Below are 22,388 nucleotides of genomic sequence, written 5' to 3'. Positions count from 1 at the left end.
TTTGTCAGCCGCGAGGAAGAAAGAGTATGAAGCGTTTGAAGCATTTCGTCAACCCCTTCTTTTTACTACCGAACCGTTTCTGGTTCGCCCCGTTCGCCGTATTTACATACCGTTTTGCGGGGAGGCGAACTATAGCAAAGCCGCCCCCGGCCTGACAAGGATTTTTGAAATTAATTGCTGTGATATCGTAGAGGAGTCCGATACATGTGCTTCTTTCATCATTCCGCTTACTCATGCCTATACCTACTATTACATCGACGGCCAACGACGCATTGGCAGCCCAGCTCGATCGCGCTATTAATAACAAGACCAAGCCGCTTGGCAGCCTAGGGGCGTTGGAGTCGCTGGCAAAACAAATCGGCTTGATTCAGCAGACCCGCGCCCTCACCCTGACCGAGCCCGCGATCCTGGTATTCGCCGGCGATCATGGCGTCGTCGCGGAAGGCGTTTCCGCCTACCCGCAGGACGTGACCTGGCAGATGGTGGAAAACTTCCTCGCCAAGGGCGCCGCGATCAATGTCTTCGCGAGACAGAATGGCTGCGAACTGCAAATTATCGACGCCGGCGTCAATCACGATTTCGGCCCGCGCCACGGACTGATAGACCGCAAACTGGCCCACGGCACCCACAATTTCGCCCACCAGCCGGCGATGAGCGCCGCAATCTGCGCCGCCGCCATCGCCGCCGGCATGGACCTGGTCGATAAACTTGAGGGCAACGTCATCGGCTTCGGTGAAATGGGCATCGGCAATACCACCGCCGCCGCCGCGCTGATGCACAAACTGACCGGCATCCCGGTGGCGCTATGCGTGGGCGCGGGCACTGGCCTCGACGGCGAAGGCATACTGCGCAAGCAGCGCGTGATCGAAGCGGCCGTCGCGCGGCATGCATCGGCGAACGAGGCGCTGGACGTGCTGGCCACCTTCGGCGGCCTGGAAATCGCGATGATGACCGGGGCCATGTTGAAAGCGGCCCAACGCCGCATGGTCCTGCTGATCGATGGCTTCATCGTCACCAGCGCCTTGCTGGTGGCGGCGCGCTTGCAACCGGCCATCCTCGATTACTGCGTCTACTCGCACTGCTCCGACGAAAACGGCCACCGCCGCATGCTCGATCATCTGCGCGCACAACCGCTGCTGCAATTGGGCCTGCGCCTCGGCGAAGGCACCGGCTGCGCGCTGGCGCTGCCGCTGCTGCATGCGGCCGTCAACTTCGTCAATCAGATGGCGACGTTCGAGTCGGCGCAAGTGAGCGAAAAGTCCGACTGATTCCATGCACCAGATACGCCTGTTCTTCATCGCGCTGCAATTCTTCACGCGCCTGCCGATTCCGCGCTGGGTTGGATTCCAGCCGGAGTGGCTGCATCACGCCTCGCGCTACTTCCCCCTCGTGGGCGTGGTGGTCGCGGCGGCGACGGCCGCGGTCTATGCGGCCGCGGCCGCGCTATTTCCCGCGCCGGTGGCCGTGCTGCTGTCGACCGCGGCCGGCATCTATATAACGGGGGCCTTCCACGAAGACGGCTTCGCCGACATGTGCGATGGCTTCGGCGGCGCCACGACGGCGGCGCGCGTGATGGAAATCATGAAGGATTCGCGCATAGGCGCCTACGGCGCGATCGACATCATCTGCCTGCTGGCGCTCAAGTGCCTGACCTTGTCGCTGCTGCCGACCGCCGACGCCATCGCGATGCTGTTCGTCGCCCACCCGCTGTCACGGCTGGCCGCGACGACGCTGATCCACACGCTCGATTACGCGCGCGCCGAAGGCAAGGCCAAGCCGATGGCGCAGGAAATGAGCACGCCCGAACTCACCATCGCAGCCGTCTGCGCCGCCGTTCCCGCCACGCTGCTGGCCGCCGCCGGCCATATAAGCTGGGGCGTCATCGCCGGCGGCGGCGCGGCGGCGGCCATCGCCACCATCTGGCTGGCGCGAAAATTCGTGCGCCGCATCGGCGGCTATACCGGCGACTGCCTCGGCGCGGTGCAGCAGGTGACGGAAGTGCTGTTCTACCTGGCGGCGTTGGCCGGGCTCCATCAGGGCGCGTGGCATTAATGTGGCTAATATGCGGCTGATCCTGGTGCGCCATCCGAAGCCGCAGGTGGCCGCCGGCATCTGCTACGGCCGCACCGACCTGACGGTCGCGCCGCAGGAACAGGCGCAGGTACTGGCATCGCTCCTCGCCAGCCTGCCGGCGGGCGCCGCGCTTTACTCCAGTCCCTTGCGGCGCTGCGCCGAACTCGCCGCGCGCCTGCCGCATCGGCCGTTGACATTCGATGCCCGCCTGGCCGAGATGGATTTCGGCGCGTGGGAGATGCAGCCGTGGGACGCCATCGCCCGCGCGCAGATCGACGCCTGGGCCGACGACCTGGCCGACTACCATCCGGGCGGCGGCGAAAGCGTGCTGCAAATGGCCGTCCGCGTCCACGCCTTTTACGCAGACCTCCAGCGCCAGCAAGGCGCCGATGCAAGCGGCGATGCGGACGACAATGCGAACGTCGATGCAGGCGTCGGCCCATCCGTCGACCACACCGCCATCATCATCTGCCACGCCGGCACCATGCGCCTGTTAAGCGCCTGCCATGCCGGCCTGGCGCCGCGCGAAGCCGCGCTGCACGCCGCGCAAAACCCGCACGCCATCGCCTACGGCGCGTCGCTGATCCTGCACCATCGGTCGCCCTTGTAGGATCGCGGTGATTGCGCGATCGCGGCGACACCGTATAATGGCGGGGTTTTGGTGCCCGCGCGTCTGTCCAGATGCGCAGTTAAACGGGAAACACGAAGCCAGTCCGACTGGCCAGCGTGTGCTGCCCCCGCAACGGTCAACAAGTGTCGCGAACCACGCGGCAAACTGCCTCTGACAACCACTGTGCTCCGCATGGGAAGGTGAGGCCGTCCAACTTGTCAGCCCGGATACCGGCCAAGACAGGTGGAAGCAGGTGCACGGGGATGTGCGCGACCAGCCGGCCAACTATGTGCATCGCACGTATGCGTCCGCGACGCGCACTCCTTTCTTCAGTGCCCCTCTTCTGTTCAATCTGGCCCACGGGGACGTCGGCTGGTTGCTTACTTACTGAAGATATCCATGACCCATCCTGTTACCCGCCGCGCGGCGCTGCCGTCGTTCGCGTTCGCGTCCACATTCGCGCTCGCCATCAGCATCTCCAACGCCTACGCCGCCGCCGATCCCGCCACCACCGCGTCGCCAACCGACAGCGTCTTCGTCACCGCGACGCGCACGCCGCAAAAGGCCGGCGACATCATCAGCGACACGCTCTCCATCAGCGCCGAGCAGATCGCCGAATCGGGCGCCGGCTCGCTGATCGACCTGCTGCAACGCCAGCGCGGCATCGAAGTGGCGCGCAACGGCGGCGCCGGCACCAGCGCCGCCGTCTACATCCGCGGCGCCAACGCCAACCAGAACATCGTGCTGGTCGACGGCGTGCGCATCGGCTCCTCGACGCTGGGCACGGCCAACTGGAGCGCCATTCCGCTGACCGCCATCGACCACGTCGAAATCGTCTACGGACCACTGAGCACCCTGTACGGCGCCGACGCCATCGGCGGCGTGATCCAGATCTTCACCAAGCGTGGCAAGGGCGCGCCGGAATTCACGGCCTTCGCCGGCTTCGGCACCAACAACACGCGCGAAGCCGACGCCAGCGTCTCCGGATCGACCGGCGGTGACCACAGCATCAGCTACGCGCTCAGTATCGGCGACGAAAAATCGGACGGCTTCTCGGCCACCAAGCCCGGCAACTTCTCCTACAATCCCGACGCCGACGGCTACGACAAGAAGAACGCCGCCGGCCAGGCCTCGATCCAGCTCGCGCCGGGCCAGGAAGCCGGCCTGCTGTTCCTCAACAGCCGCCTCGATGCGCAATACGACAGCGGCGCCTCCAGCTACGACACGCGCGCCTTGCAGCGCCTGGAAAACGTCGCCGTCTACAGCAAGAACCAGATCCTGCCGATGTGGACCAGCCAGATTCAGTACGCCGAATCGCGCGACAAATCCGGCACCGACACCAGCGCGCTGGCCAGCGGCAAAAGCGAAATCGACACCAAGCAGACCGACATCACCTGGCAGAACGATATCCTGATCGGCGCCGACACGCTGCAACTGCTGTACGACCACCGCAAGGAAGAAGTCGAGTCGAGCTCCACGCCGCAGCTTCAGCGCGACCGCACCACCAAGTCCTTCGCAGCCGCCTACAATCTGAAACGCGGCGACAACCTGGTCAACATCGGCGTGCGCAACGACGACAGCTCGCAGTACGGCAGCAAGACCACCGGGTCGGCCGGCTACGGCTATCACGTCACGCCCGCGCTGCGCGCCAGCGCCAGCATCGGCACCAGCTTCCGCGCGCCGACCTACAACGAGTTGTACTACCCGGGCTTCGGCATCGCCACCAACAAGCCGGAACAGGGCCGCAACGCCGAAGCCGGCCTGCACTACGATAGCAAGGGCACGCAGCTGGGCGCCGTCTACTATCACAACCGCCTGACCGACTTGCTGGTCACGGCCACGCCCTGCCCCTTCGATCCGAAGACCTACAGCTTCGGCTGCGCCTACAACGTCAACCACGCGCTGCTCGAAGGCGTGACGCTGTCCGGCGGCCAGCAGCTGGGCGACTTCCATTTCGGCGGCAGCATCGACCTGCAGGACCCGAAGGATGAAACCACCGGCAACCGCCTGGCGCGCCGCTCGAAGAAGCACGCCGACTTCACGGCCGACTACAGCCTCGGCGCCCTCAAGGCCGGCGCTGAACTGGACCTGTCCGGCGACCGCTTCGACGACGCCGCCAACAAGAATCGCCTCGGCGGCTATGGCCTGGTCAATCTGTACACCACCTACCGCTTCGCGCCCGATTGGTCGGTGCTGGTCCGCTGGAACAACATCGGCGACAAGCACTATGAACTGGCGCGCTACTACGGCACCGCCACGGCGACCGTATTCGCCGGCCTGCGCTACGGCTACAAGTAACATCGCCGGCAAGACTGTTTAGCACCATTGTAGTAATCTGCCGGACGAAGCGCGCTTCGTCCGGCGGCTGCGGCTCCCCATTTTTGAAGGCAGTGCATGCATTCCTCCTCCAGCCATTTGCAGCGGCGCAGCGCCATCATCCTGACGGCGATGGCGCTGCTGGCGATAGCCAGCCTGCTGTTCGCCGGTATGACCGGCTCCGTTTCGATTCCCCTGTCCGACCTCCCGCCCGCGCTCAATGACGTGCTGCACGGCCACGCGACCACGCTCGCGGCCACGCTGCTGGACCTGCGCAGCGGCCGCGCGCTGACCGCCTTCGTCACCGGCGCGGCGCTGTCGCTGGCCGGCGTGATGATGCAGGCGCTGTTGCGCAATCCGCTGGCCGACCCCTATGTGCTCGGCATTTCCACCGGCGCCTCCGTGGGCGCGCTGGCCGCGCTGATGCTGATGTGCGCCGCGTGGGTGATCGACGCCTCCGCCTTCGCCGGCGCCATCATCATCTCGATGACCTTATACCTGCTGGCGCGGCGCGATCTGCGCGGCGGCGCGGCGGCCGAAGGCGGCGCCTCGCTGCTGCTGCTGACCGGCGTGATTCTCTCCTCCGCCTGCGTCGCCATCATCACGCTGATGCTGTCGATCGCCCCCGAGAGCCGCTTGCGCAGCATGGTGTTCTGGATGATAGGCGACCTGGCCGGCGCACCCGTCACCTGGGTACCCTGGGCGGTGCTGGCCGGCGCCATGGTGTTCGCGCTGCGCAGCGCGCGCGCGCTCAACGTGCTGGCGCTGCACGCGGAAGCGGCGGCCACGCTCGGCATCCGCGTCGGCGCGCTGCGCAAGGGATTGTTCTTCTGTTCCGGCCTGCTGACGGCCAGCGCCGTCACCAGCGCCGGCGCCATCGGCTTCGTCGGCCTGATTATTCCGCACGCCTGCCGCTTCGCCTTCGGCCCCGATCACCGCACCCTGATTCCGGCGGCGGCGCTCACCGGCGGCACCTTCCTGGTGCTGGCCGACACGCTGGCGCGCACCATCGTCGCGCCGCAGCAGCTGCCGGTCGGCGTGGTCACGGCGATGATAGGCGCGCCGGTCTTCCTCTACCAACTGCACCGCTTGCGCAAATGATGATAAGCACCCGACAACTCTCCTTGAAGATCGGCGCCCGCACGCTGATCGCCGATCTCGATTGGCAGGTCGAAGGCGGTCAATGCTGGAGCATCATCGGCCGCAATGGAGCCGGCAAAAGCACGCTGCTGCGCACCCTGGCCGGACTGCGCCAGCCGGACGCCGGCAGCGTCAGCGTCCAGGGCCGCCCGCTGGCGCAATGGCCGCCGGCGGAGCTGGCGCGGCAACGTGCCTTCCTGGCGCAATCGCGCAGCGACGCCTTCGCCTACAGCGTGATCGAGACCGTGCTGTCGGCGCGCCACCCCTACCACGGCAACCGCTATTGGGAAGGCAGCGACGACCACCGGGCCGCGCTGGCGGCGCTGGCGTCGATGGAAGTGGCCGACCTGGCCGAGCGCGACGTGCGTACGCTGTCGGGCGGTGAACGCCAGCGCGTCGCCATCGCCGCCATGCTGGCGCAGGACACGCCGCTGCTGCTGCTGGACGAACCGGCCAACGCGCTCGACCTGGCGCACCAGGTCAGCGTGATGGGTTTACTGGCGCGCCTGTGCCGCGAACAAGGCAAAACCGCCGTCATGGTCGGCCACGATCTGACCCTGGCGCACAGCGTCTCCACCCACGCGCTGCTGCTGATGGGAGACGGCCGCTGGCTGGCCGGCGCCGTCGCCGACGTGATGCAGGCGCCGATACTGAGCGACTACCTGGGCCACCCGATAGAAATCATCCGGCACGGCCACCGCAGCATCTTCATCCCGACCGAGGACATCGCATGAACGAATTAAATAACGACGACCACAACGCCACCGCCGCCATCAACGAACGCCATCGCGTGCGCATGGAACGCAAGAAGGCCATCATCGACGCCCAGATCGCGGCCGCCGACAAAAAGATCGGCATCATCATCGTCAACACCGGCAACGGCAAGGGCAAGAGTTCGAGCGGCTTCGGCATGGTGATCCGCGCCATGGGCCACGGCATGAAGGTGGCCGTGGTGCAGTTCATCAAAGGCGCGATGTCGACCGGCGAAGAAAAATTCCTGCGCCGCTTTCCCGACGAGGTGAGCTTCCACGCCATGGGCGAAGGCTACACCTGGGAGACGCAAAACCGCGAACGCGATATCGAAAAAGCCAAGCTGGCGTGGGACAAGGCCAGGAGCTTCCTGTCCGATCCCGCCATCGGCCTGGTGCTGTTCGATGAACTGAACATCGCCCTGAAATACCGCTACCTCGACGTCCACGACGTCATCGCCGACCTGCTGGAGCGGCCGCCGATGCAGCACGTCGTCATCACCGGCCGCGGCGCGCCGCCGGAGCTGATCGCCATCGCCGACACGGTCACCGAAATGGAAGTGGTCAAGCACGCCTTCAAGGCCGGCATCGGCGCGCAGGAAGGCACCGAGTGGTGACGGCGACGCATATCGACGCGCAGGTGCTGCTGGTGTCGGCGCTGGCGTCGGGCCAGGGCAAAACCTCGGTCACAGCGGCGCTGGCGCGCAAACTGTCCAGACAGGGCAAGCGCGTGCGCGTGTTCAAGTGCGGGCCGGACTTCATCGACCCCATGCTGCTGGAACGCGCCAGCGGCGCGCCGGTATATACGCTGGACTTGTGGATGGTGGGCCTGGACCAGTGCCGCAGCCAGCTGGCGCAGGCGGCCGCCGTGGCCGATGTGATCCTGATCGAAGGCGTCATGGGCCTGTACGACGGCGCGCCGTCCTCCGCCGATCTGGCGCGTGAATTCGGCGTGCCGGTGATGGCGGTGATCGACGCGTCCGCGATGGCGCAGACGGCCGGCGCGCTGGCGCTAGGCCTGCGCGACTACGGGCCGGTGGAAATGGCCGGCGTGATCGCCAACCGCGTCGCCAGCGCCGGCCACGCCAATATGGTCGCCGCCTCTTTGCGCGACATTCCCCTGTTTGCGACCTTGCCGCGCCAAAGCAGATCGCTGCCCGAGCGGCATCTGGGCCTGGTGCTGCCGGACGAAGTGGGCGGCATCGACGAGATGCTCGATCAACTGGCCGAGCAACTCGCATTCGACGACGCGGCATGGAGCCGCCTGCGCACGACGCGCATCGAAATCCCGCCAGCGCCGGAAAAACAGCCTGTAGAAGAAGCATCGCCGGCGCTGGCTGGGAAGACCATCGCCATCGCGCGCGACGCCGCCTTCATGTTCCTCTATCCGGCGAATCTCGATACGCTGCGCAGCCTCGGTGCGACGCTGCGCTATTTCTCGCCGCTGGCCGACGAGCCGGTGCCGTCCGATGCGGACGCCATCTATCTGCCGGGCGGCTATCCCGAGCTGCACGCACAGGCCCTGTCGCAGGCCGCCAGCTGGCAGGCCTCGATCCGCGCGGCCCACGCGGACGGCATCCCCATCGTCGCCGAATGCGGCGGCATGATGGCGCTGGCGTCCACGCTGACCGACCAATCCGGCGCATGCTGGCCCATGACGGGCCTGCTGCCCGGCGCCGTGACGATGCAAGCGCGGTTGGCCGGTCTCGGTTCGCAAGGCTGGACGGGCGCGCACGGCATCCTGCGCGGCCATACCTTCCACTACTCGCGGCTGGAAACGGCGGTGGCGCCGGTGGCGCATACGGTCAAACATCCCTCCGGCGCCGAGGGCGAGGCGCTGTATCAAACCGGATCGCTGACGGCCTCCTACTTCCACGCCTATTTCCCTTCCAATCCGGCGGCGGTGGCCGCGCTGTTCCTGGGGACCGCACGGACATGACACGCACGATACGCACGCTGGTCCTGGGCGGCTCGCGCTCCGGCAAGAGCGCTTATGCCGAAAGGCTCGCCGCCGAATCGGGCAAGGAAGTGGTCTACCTCGCCACCGCGCGCGCCGGCGACGGCGAAATGGCGGCGCGCATCGCCCACCACCGCCGGCAGCGGCCCGCCGAATGGCGCACGATAGAGGAGCCGCTGGAGCTGGCCGCCGCCATCGAACACTGGGCGGCGCCACAGCGGCTGATATTGGTGGACTGCCTGACCTTGTGGCTGTCCAATCTGATGTTCAGCGACGGCACAGACTATCCCGACGTCGGCGCCATCGAACTGCCGCCGCTGTTCCATGCCGAACGCGCGCGGCTGCTGCAAACACTGGCCGGCGATGGTGGCGATGGTGGCGACATCGTCCTCGTCTCCAATGAAGTCGGCATGGGCATCGTCCCCTACGGCGCCATCTCGCGCAGCTTCGCCGATGAAGCGGGGCGCCTGAATCAGGCCGTCGCCGCCGCGTGCGACCGCGCCATCTTCGTCGCCGCCGGATTGCCGCTGTATCTGAAAGGCGGCCCGTGCTGACTGGCCTGACCTGGCCGCACGTCGCGCTGCTGCTGGCGGCGGGTGTGCTGCTCGACCTGCTGCTGGGCGAAGCGCGCCGCTACCACCCGCTGATCGGCTTCGGCAATCTGGCCTACGCGCTGGAGCGCAAGCTCAATCGCGGCCGGCGCCGCGTCGCCCGTGGCGCGCTGGCCTGGTTGCTGGCCGTTGCGCCGCTGACCATCCTCGCCGCCTGCACTTGCGGCGTCCTCGGACTCGCGGCCCACGCGATCATGCTGTACTTCTGCATCGGCCTGCGCAGCCTGCGCGACCACAATCTGCCGATCGCGCAGGCGCTGGCCCGGCACGACCTGCCGCAAGCGCGCCTGCTGACGGCGCGCATCGTCAGCCGCGACACGGCCAACGCCGACGCCACCGACCTGGCCAAGGCCAGCGCCGAATCGCTGCTCGAAAACGGCAACGACGCCGTCTTCGGCACGCTGTTCTGGTTCGCCGTCGCCGGCGGTCCGGGCGCGCTGCTGTTCCGGCTCGCGAATACATTGGACGCGATGTGGGGCTATCGCACCGAACGCTTCCTCGATTTCGGCCGCACCGCCGCGCGCATCGACGACGCCCTCAACTTCATCCCCGCGCGGCTGACCGCCCTCTCCTACGTGGCGCTGGCATCAAGCATGGCCGGCAAGCGGCGCGCCTGGCATTGCTGGCGCACGCAGGCGCCGGCATGGAGTAGCCCAAACGCCGGCCCGGTGATGGCCAGCGGCGCCGGCGCATTGGGCGTGGCGCTGGGCGGCCCCGCCATCTACGACGGCGAAGTCGAACAACGCCCGCCGCTCGGACTGGGCGAACCGGCGCGCGCCGCCGACATCGAGCGCGCCTGGCGCCTGGTCGCCAACACCACCTGGCTGTGGCTCGCTTGCGCCGCCCTGTCAGCGGCGGCGTGTTATCTGGGCGGAGGCGCGCATGCTTGAACATGGCGGCAATCTGCGCGACGCGACGCTGCGTTTCGGCCGCGACGACTGGCTCGATCTGTCGACCGGCCTCAATCCGCAGTGGTATCCCGCGCCCGCGCTGGCGGACAACGCGTGGCACCGACTACCCGAAACCGATCCGGCGCTGGCCGCCGCCGCCGCCGACTATTACGGCGCGCCGCTGATGCTGCCGGTGGCCGGCACGCAAGCCGCAATCCAGGCGCTGCCGCGCATGCGCGCGCCGTCGCGCGTGGTCGTCGCCGCGCCGTCCTACGCGGAACACGCGCACCACTGGGCGCAGCACGGCCATCGGCTGCGCCAAGTTCCCTACGCCGATCTGGCGACGGCGGTCGACGATTGCGACGTCATGGTGATCTGTAATCCGAACAATCCAACCGGCGCCACCGTCTCACCGGAACTGCTGCTGCAATGGGCCGGCAGCCTGGCCGCGCGCGGCGGCTGGCTGATCGTCGACGAAGCTTTCGGCGACATGACGCCCGGCGCCAGCGTCGCCGCGCGCACCGACATACCGGCGCTGATCGTCCTGCGCTCGCTGGGAAAATTTTTCGGCCTGGCCGGCGTGCGACTCGGCTTCGTCGCCGCGCAGGCGGCGCTGCTGCATCAATTGGCCGACCTGCTCGGGCCATGGAGCGTCAGCGGCCCGGCGCAGCAGATCGCGCTGGCGGCGCTGCGCGACCGCGCCTGGCAGCACGCCACACGCCAGCGGCTGATCGCCAGCGGCGCGCGTCTGCAAGCGCTGCTGGCCGACCATGGCATCGCTTCGACCGGCAGCGCGCTATTCCAGTGGTGGCCCGAACCACGGGCCGAACAATTTTGGCGGCACATGGCGGAACGCGGCATCTGGGTGCGCCGGTTCCAGCACGCCGCGCACGGCATCCGACTCGGCCTGCCGCCCGACGAAGCGGGATGGCAAAAACTGGCCTCCGCATTGACTACCTGGACCAAGGACAAAACATGAAACAACTACTCGCCGCAATCGCGCTGCTGATCGCGGCCCAAGCAACACAGACAGCACAGGCGGCGATCACCGTCACCGACGACGACGGCAACGCGGTCACACTGCAAAAGCCGGCGCTGCGCATTATCTCGATGGCGCCGCATGTGACGGAGCTGCTGTTCGCGGCCGGCGGCGGCGACCGCATCGTCGGCGCGGTCTCTTATAGCGACTACCCCGAAGCGGCCAAGCAGATCCCGCGCATCGGCGACAACCGCCAGATCGACATGGAGCGCGTGATCGCGATGAAGCCGGACTTGATCGTGGTCTGGCTGCACGGCAGTTCCGAGCGTCAGATCGAAACGCTGCGCGGCCTCGGCATCCCGATGTTCCACAGCGAGCCGAAAAAACTCGACGACATCGCCGACAGTCTGGTGCGACTGGGCCAGTTGATGGGGACCGAAAATGTGGCGCAGCCGGCGGCCGCCGATCTGCGGCAAAAACTCGCCGCGCTGACCACGCAATATGCGAACCGGCCCAAGGTGCGCATGTTCTATCAGGTGTGGGACAAGCCGCTCTACACCCTCAACGGCGGCCATATCGTCAGCGATGCGATGCGCCTGTGCGGCGGCGACAATATTTTCGCCGGCATGAAGGTGACGGCGCCGGTGGTCAGCGTGGAAGGCGTGCTCCAGGAGGATCCTGAAGCGATCTTCGGCACCAGCGAAAAAAATTATGGCGGCGTCAATCTGTGGCGCCAGTACACCACCATGAAAGCGGTGCGCGGTAATAACCTGTTTACGCTGGACGGCAATCTGTTGAATCGCGCCGGCCCGCGCATGATCGCGGGCACCGCCGCCCTGTGCGAGAAACTGGAGCTGGCGCGCCAGCACCGGAAGGGACAATAAACCCCATGAGCCACTATCAACGCATCGCCTGCCTGTCCACCGAATCGGTGGAAGTGCTGTACGCGCTGGGCGCGGAAGAATACATCGCCGGCATTTCCGGCTTCACGGTGCGGCCGCCGCGCGCGCGCGAAGAAAAAATCAAGATCAGCGGATTTTCATCGGCCAAGCTCGATCGCATCCTCGCCGTCAAACCGGATCTGGCGATCGGCTTCTCCAATTTGCAAGCCGACATCTGCGCCGACCTGGCCAAGGCCGGCGTCGAAGTCCATCTGTTCAACCAGCGCAGCGTGGCCGGCATACTGCGCATGATCGCCGTGCTGGCGGCCATGGTCCAGCGCGAGCAGGCCGGCCGTGATTTGATCGAGCGCCTGCAAGCGCAGATCGACAGCGTGCGCGGACGCGCCGCGCAATGGAAGCGCAAGCCCGTCATCTATTTCGAGGAGTGGAACGATCCGCTGATGAGCGGCATAGGCTGGGCCGCCGAAATCATCGAGATCGCCGGCGGCGTCGACGCCTTTCCCGAGCTGTCGGTCCATCAAAGCGCGAAAGAACGCATCATCGCCGATCCGGCGCTGGTCGTGGCGCGCGCGCCGGACATCATCATCGGCTCCTGGTGCGGAAAAAAATTCCAGCCCGAGTCGCTGAAGTCGCGGCCGGGTTGGGACGCGATTCCGGCGCTGAAAAACAATATGCTGTTCGAGATTAAATCACCGGACGTGCTCTCGCCCGGCCCCGCCGTCATCACCGAGGGACTGCGCCAGATCAGCGACATGGTCGCGCGCTGGCAGACAACGCAGGAGCAGGCATGAGCTTTCCCTATTCGACATTGATGGTGCAGGGGACCACCTCCGACGCCGGCAAGACCACGCTGGTGGCCGCGCTGTGCCGCCTGCTCAAGCGCGACGGCGTGCGCGTGGCGCCGTTCAAGCCGCAGAACATGGCGCTCAACAGCGCCGTCACGGCGGACGGCGGCGAGATCGGCCGCGCCCAGGCGCTGCAAGCGATAGCGGCCGGACTGGCGCCGCACACCGACATGAATCCGGTGCTGCTGAAACCATCGAGCGACACCGGCGCGCAGGTCATCATCCACGGCAAGGTGCGGGCCGAGATGAACGCGCGCGACTACCACCAATATAAAACGGTGGCGATGCGGGCGGTGCTGGAATCGCATCGGCGCCTGCTGGCGCAGTACGACAGCGTCATCGTCGAAGGCGCCGGCAGCCCCGCCGAAATCAATCTGCGCGACCGCGACATCGCCAACATGGGCTTCGCCGAGGCGGTCGACTGTCCGGTGATACTGGTGGCCGACATCGACCGTGGCGGCGTGTTCGCCCACATCGTCGGCACGCTGGCCTGCCTGTCGGAGAGCGAACGCAAACGCACCATCGGCTTCGTCATCAACCGTTTTCGCGGCGATATCTCGCTGCTGCAACCGGGCCTGGACTGGCTGGAGCAGCAGACCGGCAAGCCGGTGCTGGCGGTGCTGCCGTATCTGCATGGCCTGTTTCTCGACGCCGAAGATGCGGTGCAGGCGGTGCAGGCCGAACGCGGCGCCTTCCGCGTCATCGTTCCCAGCCTGCCGCGCATGAGCAACCATACCGACTTCGATGCGCTGCGCGCTCATCCCGACGTCGACCTGCGCTTTGTGCGCGAGGGCGAAGCGATACCGGCGGCCGATTTGATCGTCCTCCCCGGCAGCAAAAATACGCGCGGCGATCTGGCGTGGCTGCGCGCGCAGGGCTGGCCGGAGCGGATCGCCAAACATCTGCGCTACGGCGGCAAAGTGATCGGCGTCTGCGGCGGCTTCCAGATGCTGGGTGCCAGCGTCACCGATCCGCATGGCATGGAAGGCGCGGCCGGCAGCTCGCCGGCACTGGGCCTGCTCGACATGACGACCGAAATGACTGGGCACAAACGGCTGCAACAGGTCAGCGGCATCTGCGCCTTTGCCGACGCGAACGCCGGCGCCACCGTCAGCGGTTACGAAATCCACATGGGCATCTCGCGCGGCGCGGCGCTCGAGCGGCCGGCCTTCCACATCGACGGCCGCCCGGAAGGCGCGCGCTCGGCGGACGACCAGATACTGGGCACTTATCTGCATGGCCTGTTCGATACGCCGCAGGCCAGCGACGCGCTGCTGCGCTGGGCCGGACTGCATTCGGAGCACACGGTCGATACCGCGCAGCTGCGCGAGGCCAGCCTCGATCGCATCGCCGACGCGGCGCGCCCCCTGCTCGATGCGCTGACCGCGCTGGCATCGGAGCGCACATGAGCGCCGATACCAATACCAACGCCAACGCATTTTCGGATGCCGAAATCGGCGGCGTCTATCGCGCCATCCGCGAGCGGCGCGACGTGCGCCATTTCAAACCGGGGCCGCTGGACGAGGGGCAGCTGGAACGCTTCATCGCCGCCGCCCATGCCGCTCCCAGCGTCGGCTTGATGCAGCCGTGGCGCTTTATCCGCATCGTCAATCCCGAGCTGCGGCGCCAGATCCACCAACACGTCAACGACGAACGCATACTGACCGCCGCCGCGCTGGGCAAGCGCGCCGACGAATTCATGCAGCTCAAGGTGGAGGGCATACTAACGTGCGCCGAAGTGCTGGTGGTCGGCCTGATCGACAAGCGCGACAACTTCGTCTTCGGCCGCCGCACCATGCCGGAGATGGACCTGGCCTCGGCCTCCTGCGCGATCCAGAATTTCTGGCTGGCCGCGCGCGCCGAGGGCATAGGCGCGGGCTGGGTGTCGATGTTCGATCCGCAGCGGCTGCGCGAATTGTGCGGCATGCCGGCCGGGAGCCAGCCCATCGCGGTGCTGTGCGTCGGCCAGGTGGAAGCGTTTTACAGCGCGCCGATGCTGGAACTGGAGCGCTGGGATACGCGCCGGCCGCTGGCCGATATCGTGTATCAGGACAGCTGGGGCGGCGCCCCGGTTTAAAAAATTGTACTTTGACAATTAGTCGTTTGAGGGGTATTTTGTAAAACTGTCAACCTATTCAACACGCCTCCGGAGGCGCCATGTGGCAAAAACTTACACTGTGCACGTCCCTGTTATTGGCCGCGACCGCGCCCACCCGCGCCGAAACGGCGCCGGCGTCCACCTCGCCCGACTGGGAAGCCATTTTCCGCGCCCTCCCCCAGCCGGCCAATATCAAGGAAACCATGCGCCGCATGAGCGCCCGGCCGCACCACGTCGGTTCGCCCTACGACAAGGACAACGCCGAGTGGCTGCGCGATCGCTTTAAGGAATTCGGCTGGGACGCCCAGATCGAAACCTTTTATGTGTTGTTTCCCACTCCCAAAACCCGGCTGCTGGAGATGACGTCGCCGTCCAGGTTCAGCGCCAAACTGGAAGAGCCCGCCGAAGCCAAGGATCCGACGTCCAGGCAAAAGTCCGAGCAACTGCCCAGCTACAACGCCTACTCCATCGACGGCGACGTGCGCGGCCCGCTGGTCTACGTCAACTACGGCCGCCAGCAGGATTACGAGGAGCTGGAGAAGCAAGGCATTTCGGTCCGGGGGGCCATCGTGATCGCGCGCTACGGCGAATCCTGGCGCGGCATCAAGCCGAAGGTGGCGGCCGAGCACGGCGCCATCGGCTGCATCATCTATTCCGATCCGCGCGACGATGGCTATGCCGCCGGCGACGTGTTCCCGGACGGTCCGATGCGCAACAAGGACGGCGTGCAGCGCGGCAGCGTGGCCGACCTGCCGACCTATCCCGGCGACCCGCTCACGCCCGGCGTGGGCGCGACGAAGGATGCCAAGCGCCTCGACATCAAGGATGCCAAGACCCTGACCGCCATCCCCGTGCTGCCGATCTCTTACGGCGACGCGCAGCCGCTGCTGGCCGCGATGACGGGGCCGCTGGCGCCGCCATCCTGGCGCGGTGGCCTGCCCATCACCTACCACCTGGGCAGCGGTCCGGCCCAGGTGCATCTGAAGCTGGCCTTCAACTGGGACATCAAGCCCATCTACGACGTGATCGCCACCATCCCCGGCCGCGCCTTCCCGGATCAATGGGTGATACGCGGCAACCATCACGACGCCTGGGTTAACGGCGCGGACGATCCCCTGTCCGGCATGTCGGCCATGCTGGAAGAGGCGCGCGCTTTGGGCGTGCTGCTCAAGCAGGGTTGGCAACCGCAGCGCACCATCGTCTACACGGCCTGGGATGGCGAGGAGCCCGGCCTGCTGGGTTCGACGGAATGGGTGGAGCAGCACGGCGACGAGCTGGCGCAAAAGGCCGTCATTTACATCAACACGGACGACAGCGGACGCGGCTTCCTGGACGTGGCGGGTTCGCACACGCTGGAAAAATTCATCAATGCCGTGGCGCGCGATGTGGAAGATCCGGAAGCCAAAGTCAGCCTTTGGAAGCGTTGGCAGGCGCACCAGATCGTGACCGGCACGGCGGAGGAGCGGCGCGAGGCGCGCAGCCGCCCGGACCTGCGCATCGACGCGCTGGGCTCGGGCTCGGATTTCACGCCCTTCCTGCAGCACAACGGCGTGGCCTCGCTGGCCATCGGCTTCTCCGGCGAGGACCAGGCCGGCGTCTACCATTCGGTGTACGACGACTTCTATCACTACACGCATTTCTCGGACACGGACTTCGTTTACGGCCGCGCGCTGGCGCAGACCGCCGGCACGGCCGTCATCCGCATGGCTGACGCGCAGCTGATGCCGTTTGAATTCACCGATATCGCCGACACCGTGCAGACCTATATCACGCAGATCAAGCACATGCTGGAGCAGAAGCAGGACGAGGCGAGGGAGCGCAACCGGGAAGTGGAAGACGGCCTGTTCGTCACCACCGGCGATCCGCGCCATCCGACGACGACGCCCAAGGCCGCGGCGGTGCCGCCGGCGCTCAATTTTGCGCCGCTCGACAATGTGTCCACCGCCTTGGCGGACGCGGCCCAGCGCTACGCCAGGGCCGCCGACAAGGCGCGCGGCCAGCTGTCCCACGATCCGGCCGCGCTGCTGCGCGTGAACGCGCGCTTGATGCAAAGCGAGCGCGAGCTGCTCGACCCCAAGGGTCTGCCGAAGCGCGAATGGTATCGCCATCTGCTGTACGCGCCGGGCTACTACACCGGGTACGCGGTGAAGACCATGCCGGGCGTGCGCGAGAGCATCGAGCAAAAGGACTATGCGAACGTGGCGGCGGAAGTGGGCAAGCTGGCCCAGGCGTTACAGCGCGAAGTCGATTTGATCAACGGCGCGGCGCAGGACTTGGAGGCGATCAAGTAAGCGTCACAGTGCCTGGCGCGGCGATTCGGTCGCTACGGACGACGGAGGCCGCCATCAGCGCAGCTTAGCACTCGGCCAGTTTGCGGTTGCCCGGCCCCGGCAGCACGCGCAGGCTGCGGCCCGTGTCGGCCGTGTAGTCATGGCTGTAGACCGTGTCGACGAAACGCCAGTCGCAGCGCGTCTGTTCATGGCTGGCGGTGACGATCATGTATCCGCGCTTGCTGGTCTGGGCGTAGTACAGCGGCTCGATCAGGCCCACCATCATCGCCGCCACGTCCTCCGGATCGCGGTCCGGATACATGCCCTCCATGCCGGGCGACGACACCGACGACGTCGCGAACTCCACGCCGACCTGGCGTCCGGCCGCGTCGTGCAGATCGCTGGCCCAGGCGTTGTGCGTGTCGCCGGCCAGCACCACCATGTTCTTGCGGTGGCGCTGCATGATGGAGAACACCAGCTCGCGGTCGTGCTGATAACCGTCCCAGGAATCGAGGTAGCACGGCAAGGTGGTATCGCTCAGCCACTCCTTCTGCTCCGCGCCGATGCTGGCCGGGTCTTTGCTGGCGCGCTCCTTCAGCGCCGCATACTGCGTGCAGTTGCAATCGCCCAGCGCCACCGCGGTCGGATACTCCATGCGCGCCATCAGCACCTGCTGGCCCAGCACCTGCCAGCGCGCCGTCGATTTCTTCACCTGCGCTTCCAGCCACGCGATCTGCTCGTCGCCCATCATGTGACGATGCGGCGAGTTGACGTCGTGCTTGAATTTCTCTTCGTCGAACTCTTCGTCCTCGTTGTAGTAGGACGACATCTTCAACTGCTGGTCGCGGCCGATCAGGCGCGTGTCCAGCATGTGCAGCGACAGCACGGTGCCGAAATCGAAGGAGCGATAAATCAGGTCCGGCCGCTGCGGATCGGGCGCGCGGATCGGCATCCACTCGTGATAGGCGCGGACGGCGGCGGCGCGGCGCAGGGAAAATGGACCGAACAGATTGTCGCGATGGTCGACCGAACCTTCGCGCCAGGTGTCGTCGGCGAATTCATGATCGTCCCACACCGCGATCACCGGCATGGTCGCGTGCAGCGCCTGCAGATCCGGGTCGGTGCGGTACTGGCCGTAGCGGCGCCGGTAGTCGCTCAATCCCAATAGCAGCTCGCGCGGTTCCGACACGCGTCCCAGCTTCACCGCGTGCGAACAGGCGTAGCCGGTCGCTTCGTATTCGTAGATATAGTCGCCGATGTGCAGCGCGGCGTCGATGCCGTCCTGTTTGGCGGCGTCGGCGTAGACGTTGAAATAACCGGCCGGATAATTCGCGCAGGTGAACACGGCCAGCCGGACCTGCCGGACTTCGGGACGCGGCAGCGTCTTGGTGCGGCCGATTGGCGATTTCACGCCGTCCGCCGCGAATTGATAATAGTAGCTGCGGCCGGGCAGCAGTCCGGCGGCATCGACCTTGACGGTGTAATCCTGCTGCTGCGAGGTGCTGGTGCTGCCGGCGGCGACGATGTGCTGCATCGCCGGATCGGTCGCCATCTGCCAGCGCACGTCCACCTGATCCGGTTCGCTCGGATGGCGCGGCGTCACGCGGGTCCACAGGATCACGCGGTCGAGCAGCGGATCGCCGCTGGCGACGCCGTGCAGGAAGATGACCGTGGCGCCGTCATCGACGGCGGTGCTGCCGCAGCCGGCGACCGCCAGCGCGCCGGCGCCGATCAAGGCGGTCGAACCTAGCTGCCGCATGAAACGGCGGCGCGTGGTGCCGGCTTGCGGTGGCGATGTCGCTTCGTCGTTCATAGCATGCTCCAGCCGTGTCGATGTCACGCAACTTACGCGCTCTTGATGACGGCAAGATGACGTCACGCTTGAAAGCGCCGGTTATGCGTGAACGTGTCTTTTATGTGACAATCGTCGGCATTGCGCCGCGCGCCAATTACCCCGCACTCCATGACCACCTCCTCCACCAAAAGCTACCTGCCCTGGGTCGTCGCCACCGCGCTGTTCATGGAGCAGCTCGATTCCACCATCGTCAACACCGCCATTCCGAGCATGGCCGCCAGCCTGCATGTCACGCCGCTTAGCCTGAAGGCCGTGGTGACGAGCTACATCCTTAGTCTCGCGGTGTCGATCCCGATCAGCGGCTGGATGGCGGACCGCTTCGGCACGCGCCACGTGTTCATGAGCGCCGTCGCGATTTTCACCGTCGCGTCCATCCTGTGCGGGCTCTCGCTCAACTCTCCGATGCTGGTGGCGGCGCGGCTGCTGCAAGGCGTCGGCGCGGCGATGATGATGCCGGTCGGACGGCTCACCATCATCCGTACCTTTCCCAAATCCGAGCTGCTGTCGGCGATGAATTTTGTGATTATCCCGGCGCTGATCGGACCACTGCTCGGACCAACGGTGGGCGGCTTGATCGTGCACTGGATGTCGTGGCGTGAAATTTTCTTCGTCAACGTGCCGGTCGGCCTGGCCGCGATCTTGCTGGCGCACCGCTACATGCCCGATTATCGCGGCGAGGCATCGCGCCCGCTCGATCTGGTCGGCCTGGTGTTGTTCGGCACCGGCATCGCGCTGCTGTCATGGCTGCTGGAGATTTTCGGCGAACACCGCATCGACCTGACGTCGGAGGCGGTGCTGTTCCTGCTCTCATGCAGCCTGCTGGCCGCCTACGTCTGGCACGCCAAGGATGCGCAGCATCCCTTGTTGCGACTGGCCTTGTTCAAGATCCGGACCTTCCGCGTGTCGGTTGCCGGCGGCTTTTTAACGCGCCTCGGCGTCGGCGGTTTGCCCTTCCTTCTGCCGCTGCTGTATCAATTGGGACTGGGCCTGCCGGCGTGGAAATCGGGCCTGTTGATGATGCCGTCGGCGGCCGCCGCGATGGGGATGAAATTCATTTCGGTGCGGGTGCTGTCGACGTTCGGCTATCGCCAGGTGCTGGTGGTGAACACGGTGCTGATCGGCGCCACCATCAGCATGTACTCCCTGGTCCAGCAGGGCACGCCGCTGTACATGATCGTGATGATTAGCCTCTGCCTGGGCTTCTTCAATTCGCTGCAATTCTCCAGCATGAACAGCATCGCCTACGCCGACGTCGACAACGCCGACTCCAGCATGGCCAGCACCATCGCCAGTTCGATGCAGCAGCTGTCGATGAGCTTCGGCCTGGCCTGCGGTTCGCTCATCACCGGCTGGTATCTGGGCGAACAGCCGCAGACCGACCGCGTGCTGCTTACCGGCGCGCTGCACCATGCCTTCATCACGCTGGCGGTATTGACGGTGATTTCCTCGCTGACCTTCTGGACGCTGCGTAAAGAGGACGGCGAAAGCATCAGCAAGGGCGCGACGGCCGCCGCATAAGTCTATCCCGGCAGCGCGCTGTCGGGATAGAGCGCGTGCAGCATGTTCAGTGCGACGTCGTTCACGGTTTCGGCGGCGCGCAAGCGCGCCTTGTCGCGATTGGGTTCCTGGCGCAGCGCGCGCCACATCGCACAGACATCGCTGTCGTGCAGCGCGATCGCCGCCTCTACTTCTTCCTGCCAACGCTCCGGAATTTCCTCTTCGTTGAAATAGCCGCAGCCATAGTGCGACACCGCCAGATAACGAAGCAGCCCAGCCACCAGCAGGGTGCGCAAGAAATCGTCGCTGTATTCCATCACCGGTTCGCTGCGGTCCTGATAGGCTTTGAAGCCCCAGTTTGCGCTGTGCGGCGTCAACTCGTCGACCAGGCCGGCGTGCAGCGGCAAGCGGTTTGCCGCCAGCGCTTCGGCCACCGCGCCGCAGATCAAGCCGCCCAGCAGACCGGCCTGGCCATCGACGACAGGCGCGTGCAGCGTGAAGCATTCGCGCACCCGCGCGTTGATATTCGAGACGGCGTTACGATCGTGCTTGTAAAGCAGCAGCAGCTGGACGGTGGTGCGCACGATGCTCAGGTTTAAGCGCTCGGCGAGCATGTTCATCGCACGGTCATGGCGCGGAGGATCGGCGTCCATCAGGCCGACCGCCTGCAGCGCTGATTTGAACAGCGTGCTTTCTTCTGGGATGATGCGTTCATTGTCCTGCACCGCCGCGACCAGCTGATTGGCGGTCAGCTGCATGGCTTCCGCGTAGCGCTTGAAGTACATCGTTTGCGACGCTTCAAGCAGGCGGGCATACGTGGCCTGCTTGGCGGTGCCGAGCAGTGGCGTGACGGTGTCGTGGAACAGGCGCTCATGTAGCCAGCAGCGGGCGAAGGTATCGAGGGCGAGGACATGGCGCACTATCGGATAGGCTTGCAGATGCACAGTCCAGCGGGCCAGTTGCGCGTCGGCTTCCGTCACGGACGGCGCCGCCGAACAGCGATTGAGCAGCACGATGGCTGGCTTGCCCAGCCAGGTGAGAATTTTGATCTCGGCCGTCAGATAAGCGGCGGTCTGCGGATCGTCGGCCGCGTCGATGAGATACAGCGACAAATCCGTCGCCTCGCGCGCGGCGCGCATCGCTTGCTGGCTTTCCCAAAGCGGACGCTCGCGATAGCGGTCTACTACCTCGCGTAAAAACCAGCCAACCGGACTACCGGCGCCGGCCAGGCGTTTTTGCAATCGCGCCGTATCGTCGAAGCCCGACGGCTCCCACAACACCAAGGCGCGACCAGGCGCGGCGCCATCGTCCAAGCCGGCCAATGTGCGTGACAACGCAGTCTTTCCACTGTCGCTATGCGATATCAACGCGAATTGAATTGGTGCTGAAGTATCGGCCATGAACGTTAAGTACCCGGTATGATTGATCTTCAATTGTGACGCAATTTTCACATCGGGCCAATGTAGACTTTTATCGAGACGAAAAAAAACCCCGACAGGATCACCTGAAGGGGTTTCTTAATATAACTAGCCTGACGATAACCTACTTTCACACTGGTTGCAGCACTATCATCGGCGCAAAGTTGTTTCACGGTCC

At 65.8% G+C, this 22,388-nt stretch carries 20 protein-coding genes and 1 riboswitch; of the genes, 18 read left to right on the top strand and 2 right to left on the bottom strand.

The window, feature by feature from the left end; all coding sequences use genetic code 11:
* The 17 genes from Q0S71_RS00655 to Q0S71_RS00575 all read left to right on the top strand — a co-directional run.
* On the top strand, positions 1 to 301 hold a 301-nt coding region (locus Q0S71_RS00655), incomplete at its 5' end, for a hypothetical protein (protein ID WP_295990098.1).
* Entirely contained in the window at positions 234 to 1,268 is a 1,035-nt protein-coding gene (gene cobT, locus Q0S71_RS00650) for a nicotinate-nucleotide--dimethylbenzimidazole phosphoribosyltransferase (protein ID WP_295990097.1), read from the top strand. The genes Q0S71_RS00655 and cobT, both read left to right, overlap by 68 nt.
* A 4-nt stretch (positions 1,269 to 1,272) precedes the next feature.
* Complete coding sequence (locus Q0S71_RS00645) at positions 1,273 to 2,052, top strand: adenosylcobinamide-GDP ribazoletransferase (protein WP_295990096.1); 780 nt, start codon at positions 1,273 to 1,275, stop codon at positions 2,050 to 2,052.
* Positions 2,053 to 2,062: 10 nt separating this feature from the next.
* On the top strand, positions 2,063 to 2,683 hold the full coding sequence (locus tag Q0S71_RS00640) for a histidine phosphatase family protein (protein WP_295990095.1): 621 nt from the start codon (positions 2,063 to 2,065) through the stop codon (positions 2,681 to 2,683).
* A 32-nt stretch (positions 2,684 to 2,715) separates the two neighbouring features.
* A riboswitch (cobalamin riboswitch) is annotated at positions 2,716 to 2,937 on the top strand.
* Between the two features lie 145 nt (positions 2,938 to 3,082).
* Positions 3,083 to 4,981: a TonB-dependent siderophore receptor gene (locus tag Q0S71_RS00635; protein WP_295990094.1), complete on the top strand. Its 1,899-nt coding sequence runs from the start codon at positions 3,083 to 3,085 to the stop codon at positions 4,979 to 4,981.
* Positions 4,982 to 5,077: 96 nt separating this feature from the next.
* A complete protein-coding gene (locus Q0S71_RS00630; protein WP_295990093.1) occupies positions 5,078 to 6,100 on the top strand; it encodes an iron ABC transporter permease in 1,023 nt (340 codons plus the stop codon).
* Positions 6,100 to 6,873, top strand: coding sequence for an ABC transporter ATP-binding protein (locus tag Q0S71_RS00625; RefSeq protein WP_295990092.1), 774 nt, complete (start codon positions 6,100 to 6,102; stop codon positions 6,871 to 6,873). The genes Q0S71_RS00630 and Q0S71_RS00625 overlap by 1 nt, the downstream gene beginning before the upstream one ends.
* Positions 6,870 to 7,505, top strand: coding sequence for a cob(I)yrinic acid a,c-diamide adenosyltransferase (gene cobO / locus Q0S71_RS00620; protein ID WP_295990091.1), 636 nt, complete (start codon positions 6,870 to 6,872; stop codon positions 7,503 to 7,505). Before Q0S71_RS00625 ends, cobO begins: the two co-directional genes overlap by 4 nt.
* Positions 7,502 to 8,827: a cobyrinate a,c-diamide synthase gene (locus tag Q0S71_RS00615; protein WP_295990090.1), complete on the top strand. Its 1,326-nt coding sequence runs from the start codon at positions 7,502 to 7,504 to the stop codon at positions 8,825 to 8,827. The genes cobO and Q0S71_RS00615 overlap by 4 nt, the downstream gene beginning before the upstream one ends.
* A complete protein-coding gene (gene cobU, locus Q0S71_RS00610) occupies positions 8,824 to 9,399 on the top strand; it encodes a bifunctional adenosylcobinamide kinase/adenosylcobinamide-phosphate guanylyltransferase (RefSeq protein ID WP_295990089.1) in 576 nt (191 codons plus the stop codon). The genes Q0S71_RS00615 and cobU overlap by 4 nt, the downstream gene beginning before the upstream one ends.
* On the top strand, positions 9,393 to 10,346 hold the full coding sequence (gene cbiB / locus Q0S71_RS00605) for an adenosylcobinamide-phosphate synthase CbiB (RefSeq protein ID WP_295990088.1): 954 nt from the start codon (positions 9,393 to 9,395) through the stop codon (positions 10,344 to 10,346). Before cobU ends, cbiB begins: the two co-directional genes overlap by 7 nt.
* Positions 10,339 to 11,325 carry a threonine-phosphate decarboxylase CobD gene (gene cobD, locus Q0S71_RS00600; RefSeq protein WP_295990087.1) on the top strand — a complete coding sequence of 329 codons (987 nt, stop codon included), beginning with the start codon at positions 10,339 to 10,341 and terminating at the stop codon, positions 11,323 to 11,325. The genes cbiB and cobD overlap by 8 nt, the downstream gene beginning before the upstream one ends.
* On the top strand, positions 11,322 to 12,209 hold the full coding sequence (locus Q0S71_RS00595) for a cobalamin-binding protein (RefSeq protein WP_295990086.1): 888 nt from the start codon (positions 11,322 to 11,324) through the stop codon (positions 12,207 to 12,209). Before cobD ends, Q0S71_RS00595 begins: the two co-directional genes overlap by 4 nt.
* Positions 12,210 to 12,214: 5 nt before the next feature.
* Positions 12,215 to 13,018 carry an ABC transporter substrate-binding protein gene (locus tag Q0S71_RS00590; RefSeq protein WP_295990085.1) on the top strand — a complete coding sequence of 268 codons (804 nt, stop codon included), beginning with the start codon at positions 12,215 to 12,217 and terminating at the stop codon, positions 13,016 to 13,018.
* The gene (locus Q0S71_RS00585; RefSeq protein ID WP_295990084.1) at positions 13,015 to 14,481 is read left to right on the top strand and encodes a cobyric acid synthase; all 1,467 of its coding nucleotides are present in this window, start codon (positions 13,015 to 13,017) and stop codon (positions 14,479 to 14,481) included. Before Q0S71_RS00590 ends, Q0S71_RS00585 begins: the two co-directional genes overlap by 4 nt.
* On the top strand, positions 14,478 to 15,149 hold the full coding sequence (gene bluB / locus Q0S71_RS00580; protein WP_295990083.1) for a 5,6-dimethylbenzimidazole synthase: 672 nt from the start codon (positions 14,478 to 14,480) through the stop codon (positions 15,147 to 15,149). The genes Q0S71_RS00585 and bluB overlap by 4 nt, the downstream gene beginning before the upstream one ends.
* A gap of 80 nt (positions 15,150 to 15,229) precedes the next feature.
* On the top strand, positions 15,230 to 17,461 hold the full coding sequence (locus Q0S71_RS00575) for a transferrin receptor-like dimerization domain-containing protein (RefSeq protein ID WP_295990082.1): 2,232 nt from the start codon (positions 15,230 to 15,232) through the stop codon (positions 17,459 to 17,461).
* Positions 17,462 to 17,525: 64 nt separating this feature from the next.
* Here Q0S71_RS00575 and Q0S71_RS00570 read toward each other — a convergent pair whose 3' ends face one another.
* Positions 17,526 to 19,253 (bottom strand): alkaline phosphatase D family protein, encoded by a 1,728-nt coding sequence (locus Q0S71_RS00570; protein WP_295990081.1) that lies wholly within the window; start codon positions 19,251 to 19,253, stop codon positions 17,526 to 17,528.
* Positions 19,254 to 19,403: 150 nt separating this feature from the next.
* Here Q0S71_RS00570 and Q0S71_RS00565 point away from each other — a divergent pair, with 150 nt between their 5' ends.
* Positions 19,404 to 20,813 carry a DHA2 family efflux MFS transporter permease subunit gene (locus Q0S71_RS00565; RefSeq protein ID WP_295990080.1) on the top strand — a complete coding sequence of 470 codons (1,410 nt, stop codon included), beginning with the start codon at positions 19,404 to 19,406 and terminating at the stop codon, positions 20,811 to 20,813.
* Between the two features lie 2 nt (positions 20,814 to 20,815).
* Here the strand turns inward: Q0S71_RS00565 and Q0S71_RS00560 are convergent, their stop codons facing one another.
* Positions 20,816 to 22,225, bottom strand: a complete 1,410-nt coding sequence (locus Q0S71_RS00560) for a DUF3482 domain-containing protein (protein ID WP_295990079.1) — start codon at positions 22,223 to 22,225, stop codon at positions 20,816 to 20,818.
* Positions 22,226 to 22,388 lie beyond the last annotated feature (163 nt).

This window comes from Rugamonas sp., assembly GCF_025354735.1.
Taxonomy (GTDB): domain Bacteria; phylum Pseudomonadota; class Gammaproteobacteria; order Burkholderiales; family Burkholderiaceae_D; genus Rugamonas.
The sequence above is the reverse complement of the archived record's forward strand: the minus strand, read 5'-3'. Positions and strand labels throughout refer to the sequence as shown.

Coding starts and splice junctions, on each gene's coding strand:
- Q0S71_RS00630 (WP_295990093.1), top strand. CDS start 5,078: ATGCATTCCTCCTCCAGCCATTTGCAGCGGCGCAGCGCCATCATCCTG.
- cobT (WP_295990097.1), top strand. CDS start 234: ATGCCTATACCTACTATTACATCGACGGCCAACGACGCATTGGCAGCC.
- cobO (WP_295990091.1), top strand. CDS start 6,870: ATGAACGAATTAAATAACGACGACCACAACGCCACCGCCGCCATCAAC.
- Q0S71_RS00590 (WP_295990085.1), top strand. CDS start 12,215: ATGAGCCACTATCAACGCATCGCCTGCCTGTCCACCGAATCGGTGGAA.
- Q0S71_RS00645 (WP_295990096.1), top strand. CDS start 1,273: ATGCACCAGATACGCCTGTTCTTCATCGCGCTGCAATTCTTCACGCGC.
- Q0S71_RS00585 (WP_295990084.1), top strand. CDS start 13,015: ATGAGCTTTCCCTATTCGACATTGATGGTGCAGGGGACCACCTCCGAC.
- cobD (WP_295990087.1), top strand. CDS start 10,339: ATGCTTGAACATGGCGGCAATCTGCGCGACGCGACGCTGCGTTTCGGC.
- Q0S71_RS00595 (WP_295990086.1), top strand. CDS start 11,322: ATGAAACAACTACTCGCCGCAATCGCGCTGCTGATCGCGGCCCAAGCA.
- Q0S71_RS00565 (WP_295990080.1), top strand. CDS start 19,404: ATGACCACCTCCTCCACCAAAAGCTACCTGCCCTGGGTCGTCGCCACC.
- cobU (WP_295990089.1), top strand. CDS start 8,824: ATGACACGCACGATACGCACGCTGGTCCTGGGCGGCTCGCGCTCCGGC.
- Q0S71_RS00625 (WP_295990092.1), top strand. CDS start 6,100: ATGATAAGCACCCGACAACTCTCCTTGAAGATCGGCGCCCGCACGCTG.
- Q0S71_RS00570 (WP_295990081.1), bottom strand. CDS start 19,253: ATGAACGACGAAGCGACATCGCCACCGCAAGCCGGCACCACGCGCCGC.
- bluB (WP_295990083.1), top strand. CDS start 14,478: ATGAGCGCCGATACCAATACCAACGCCAACGCATTTTCGGATGCCGAA.
- Q0S71_RS00640 (WP_295990095.1), top strand. CDS start 2,063: ATGCGGCTGATCCTGGTGCGCCATCCGAAGCCGCAGGTGGCCGCCGGC.
- Q0S71_RS00575 (WP_295990082.1), top strand. CDS start 15,230: ATGTGGCAAAAACTTACACTGTGCACGTCCCTGTTATTGGCCGCGACC.
- Q0S71_RS00635 (WP_295990094.1), top strand. CDS start 3,083: ATGACCCATCCTGTTACCCGCCGCGCGGCGCTGCCGTCGTTCGCGTTC.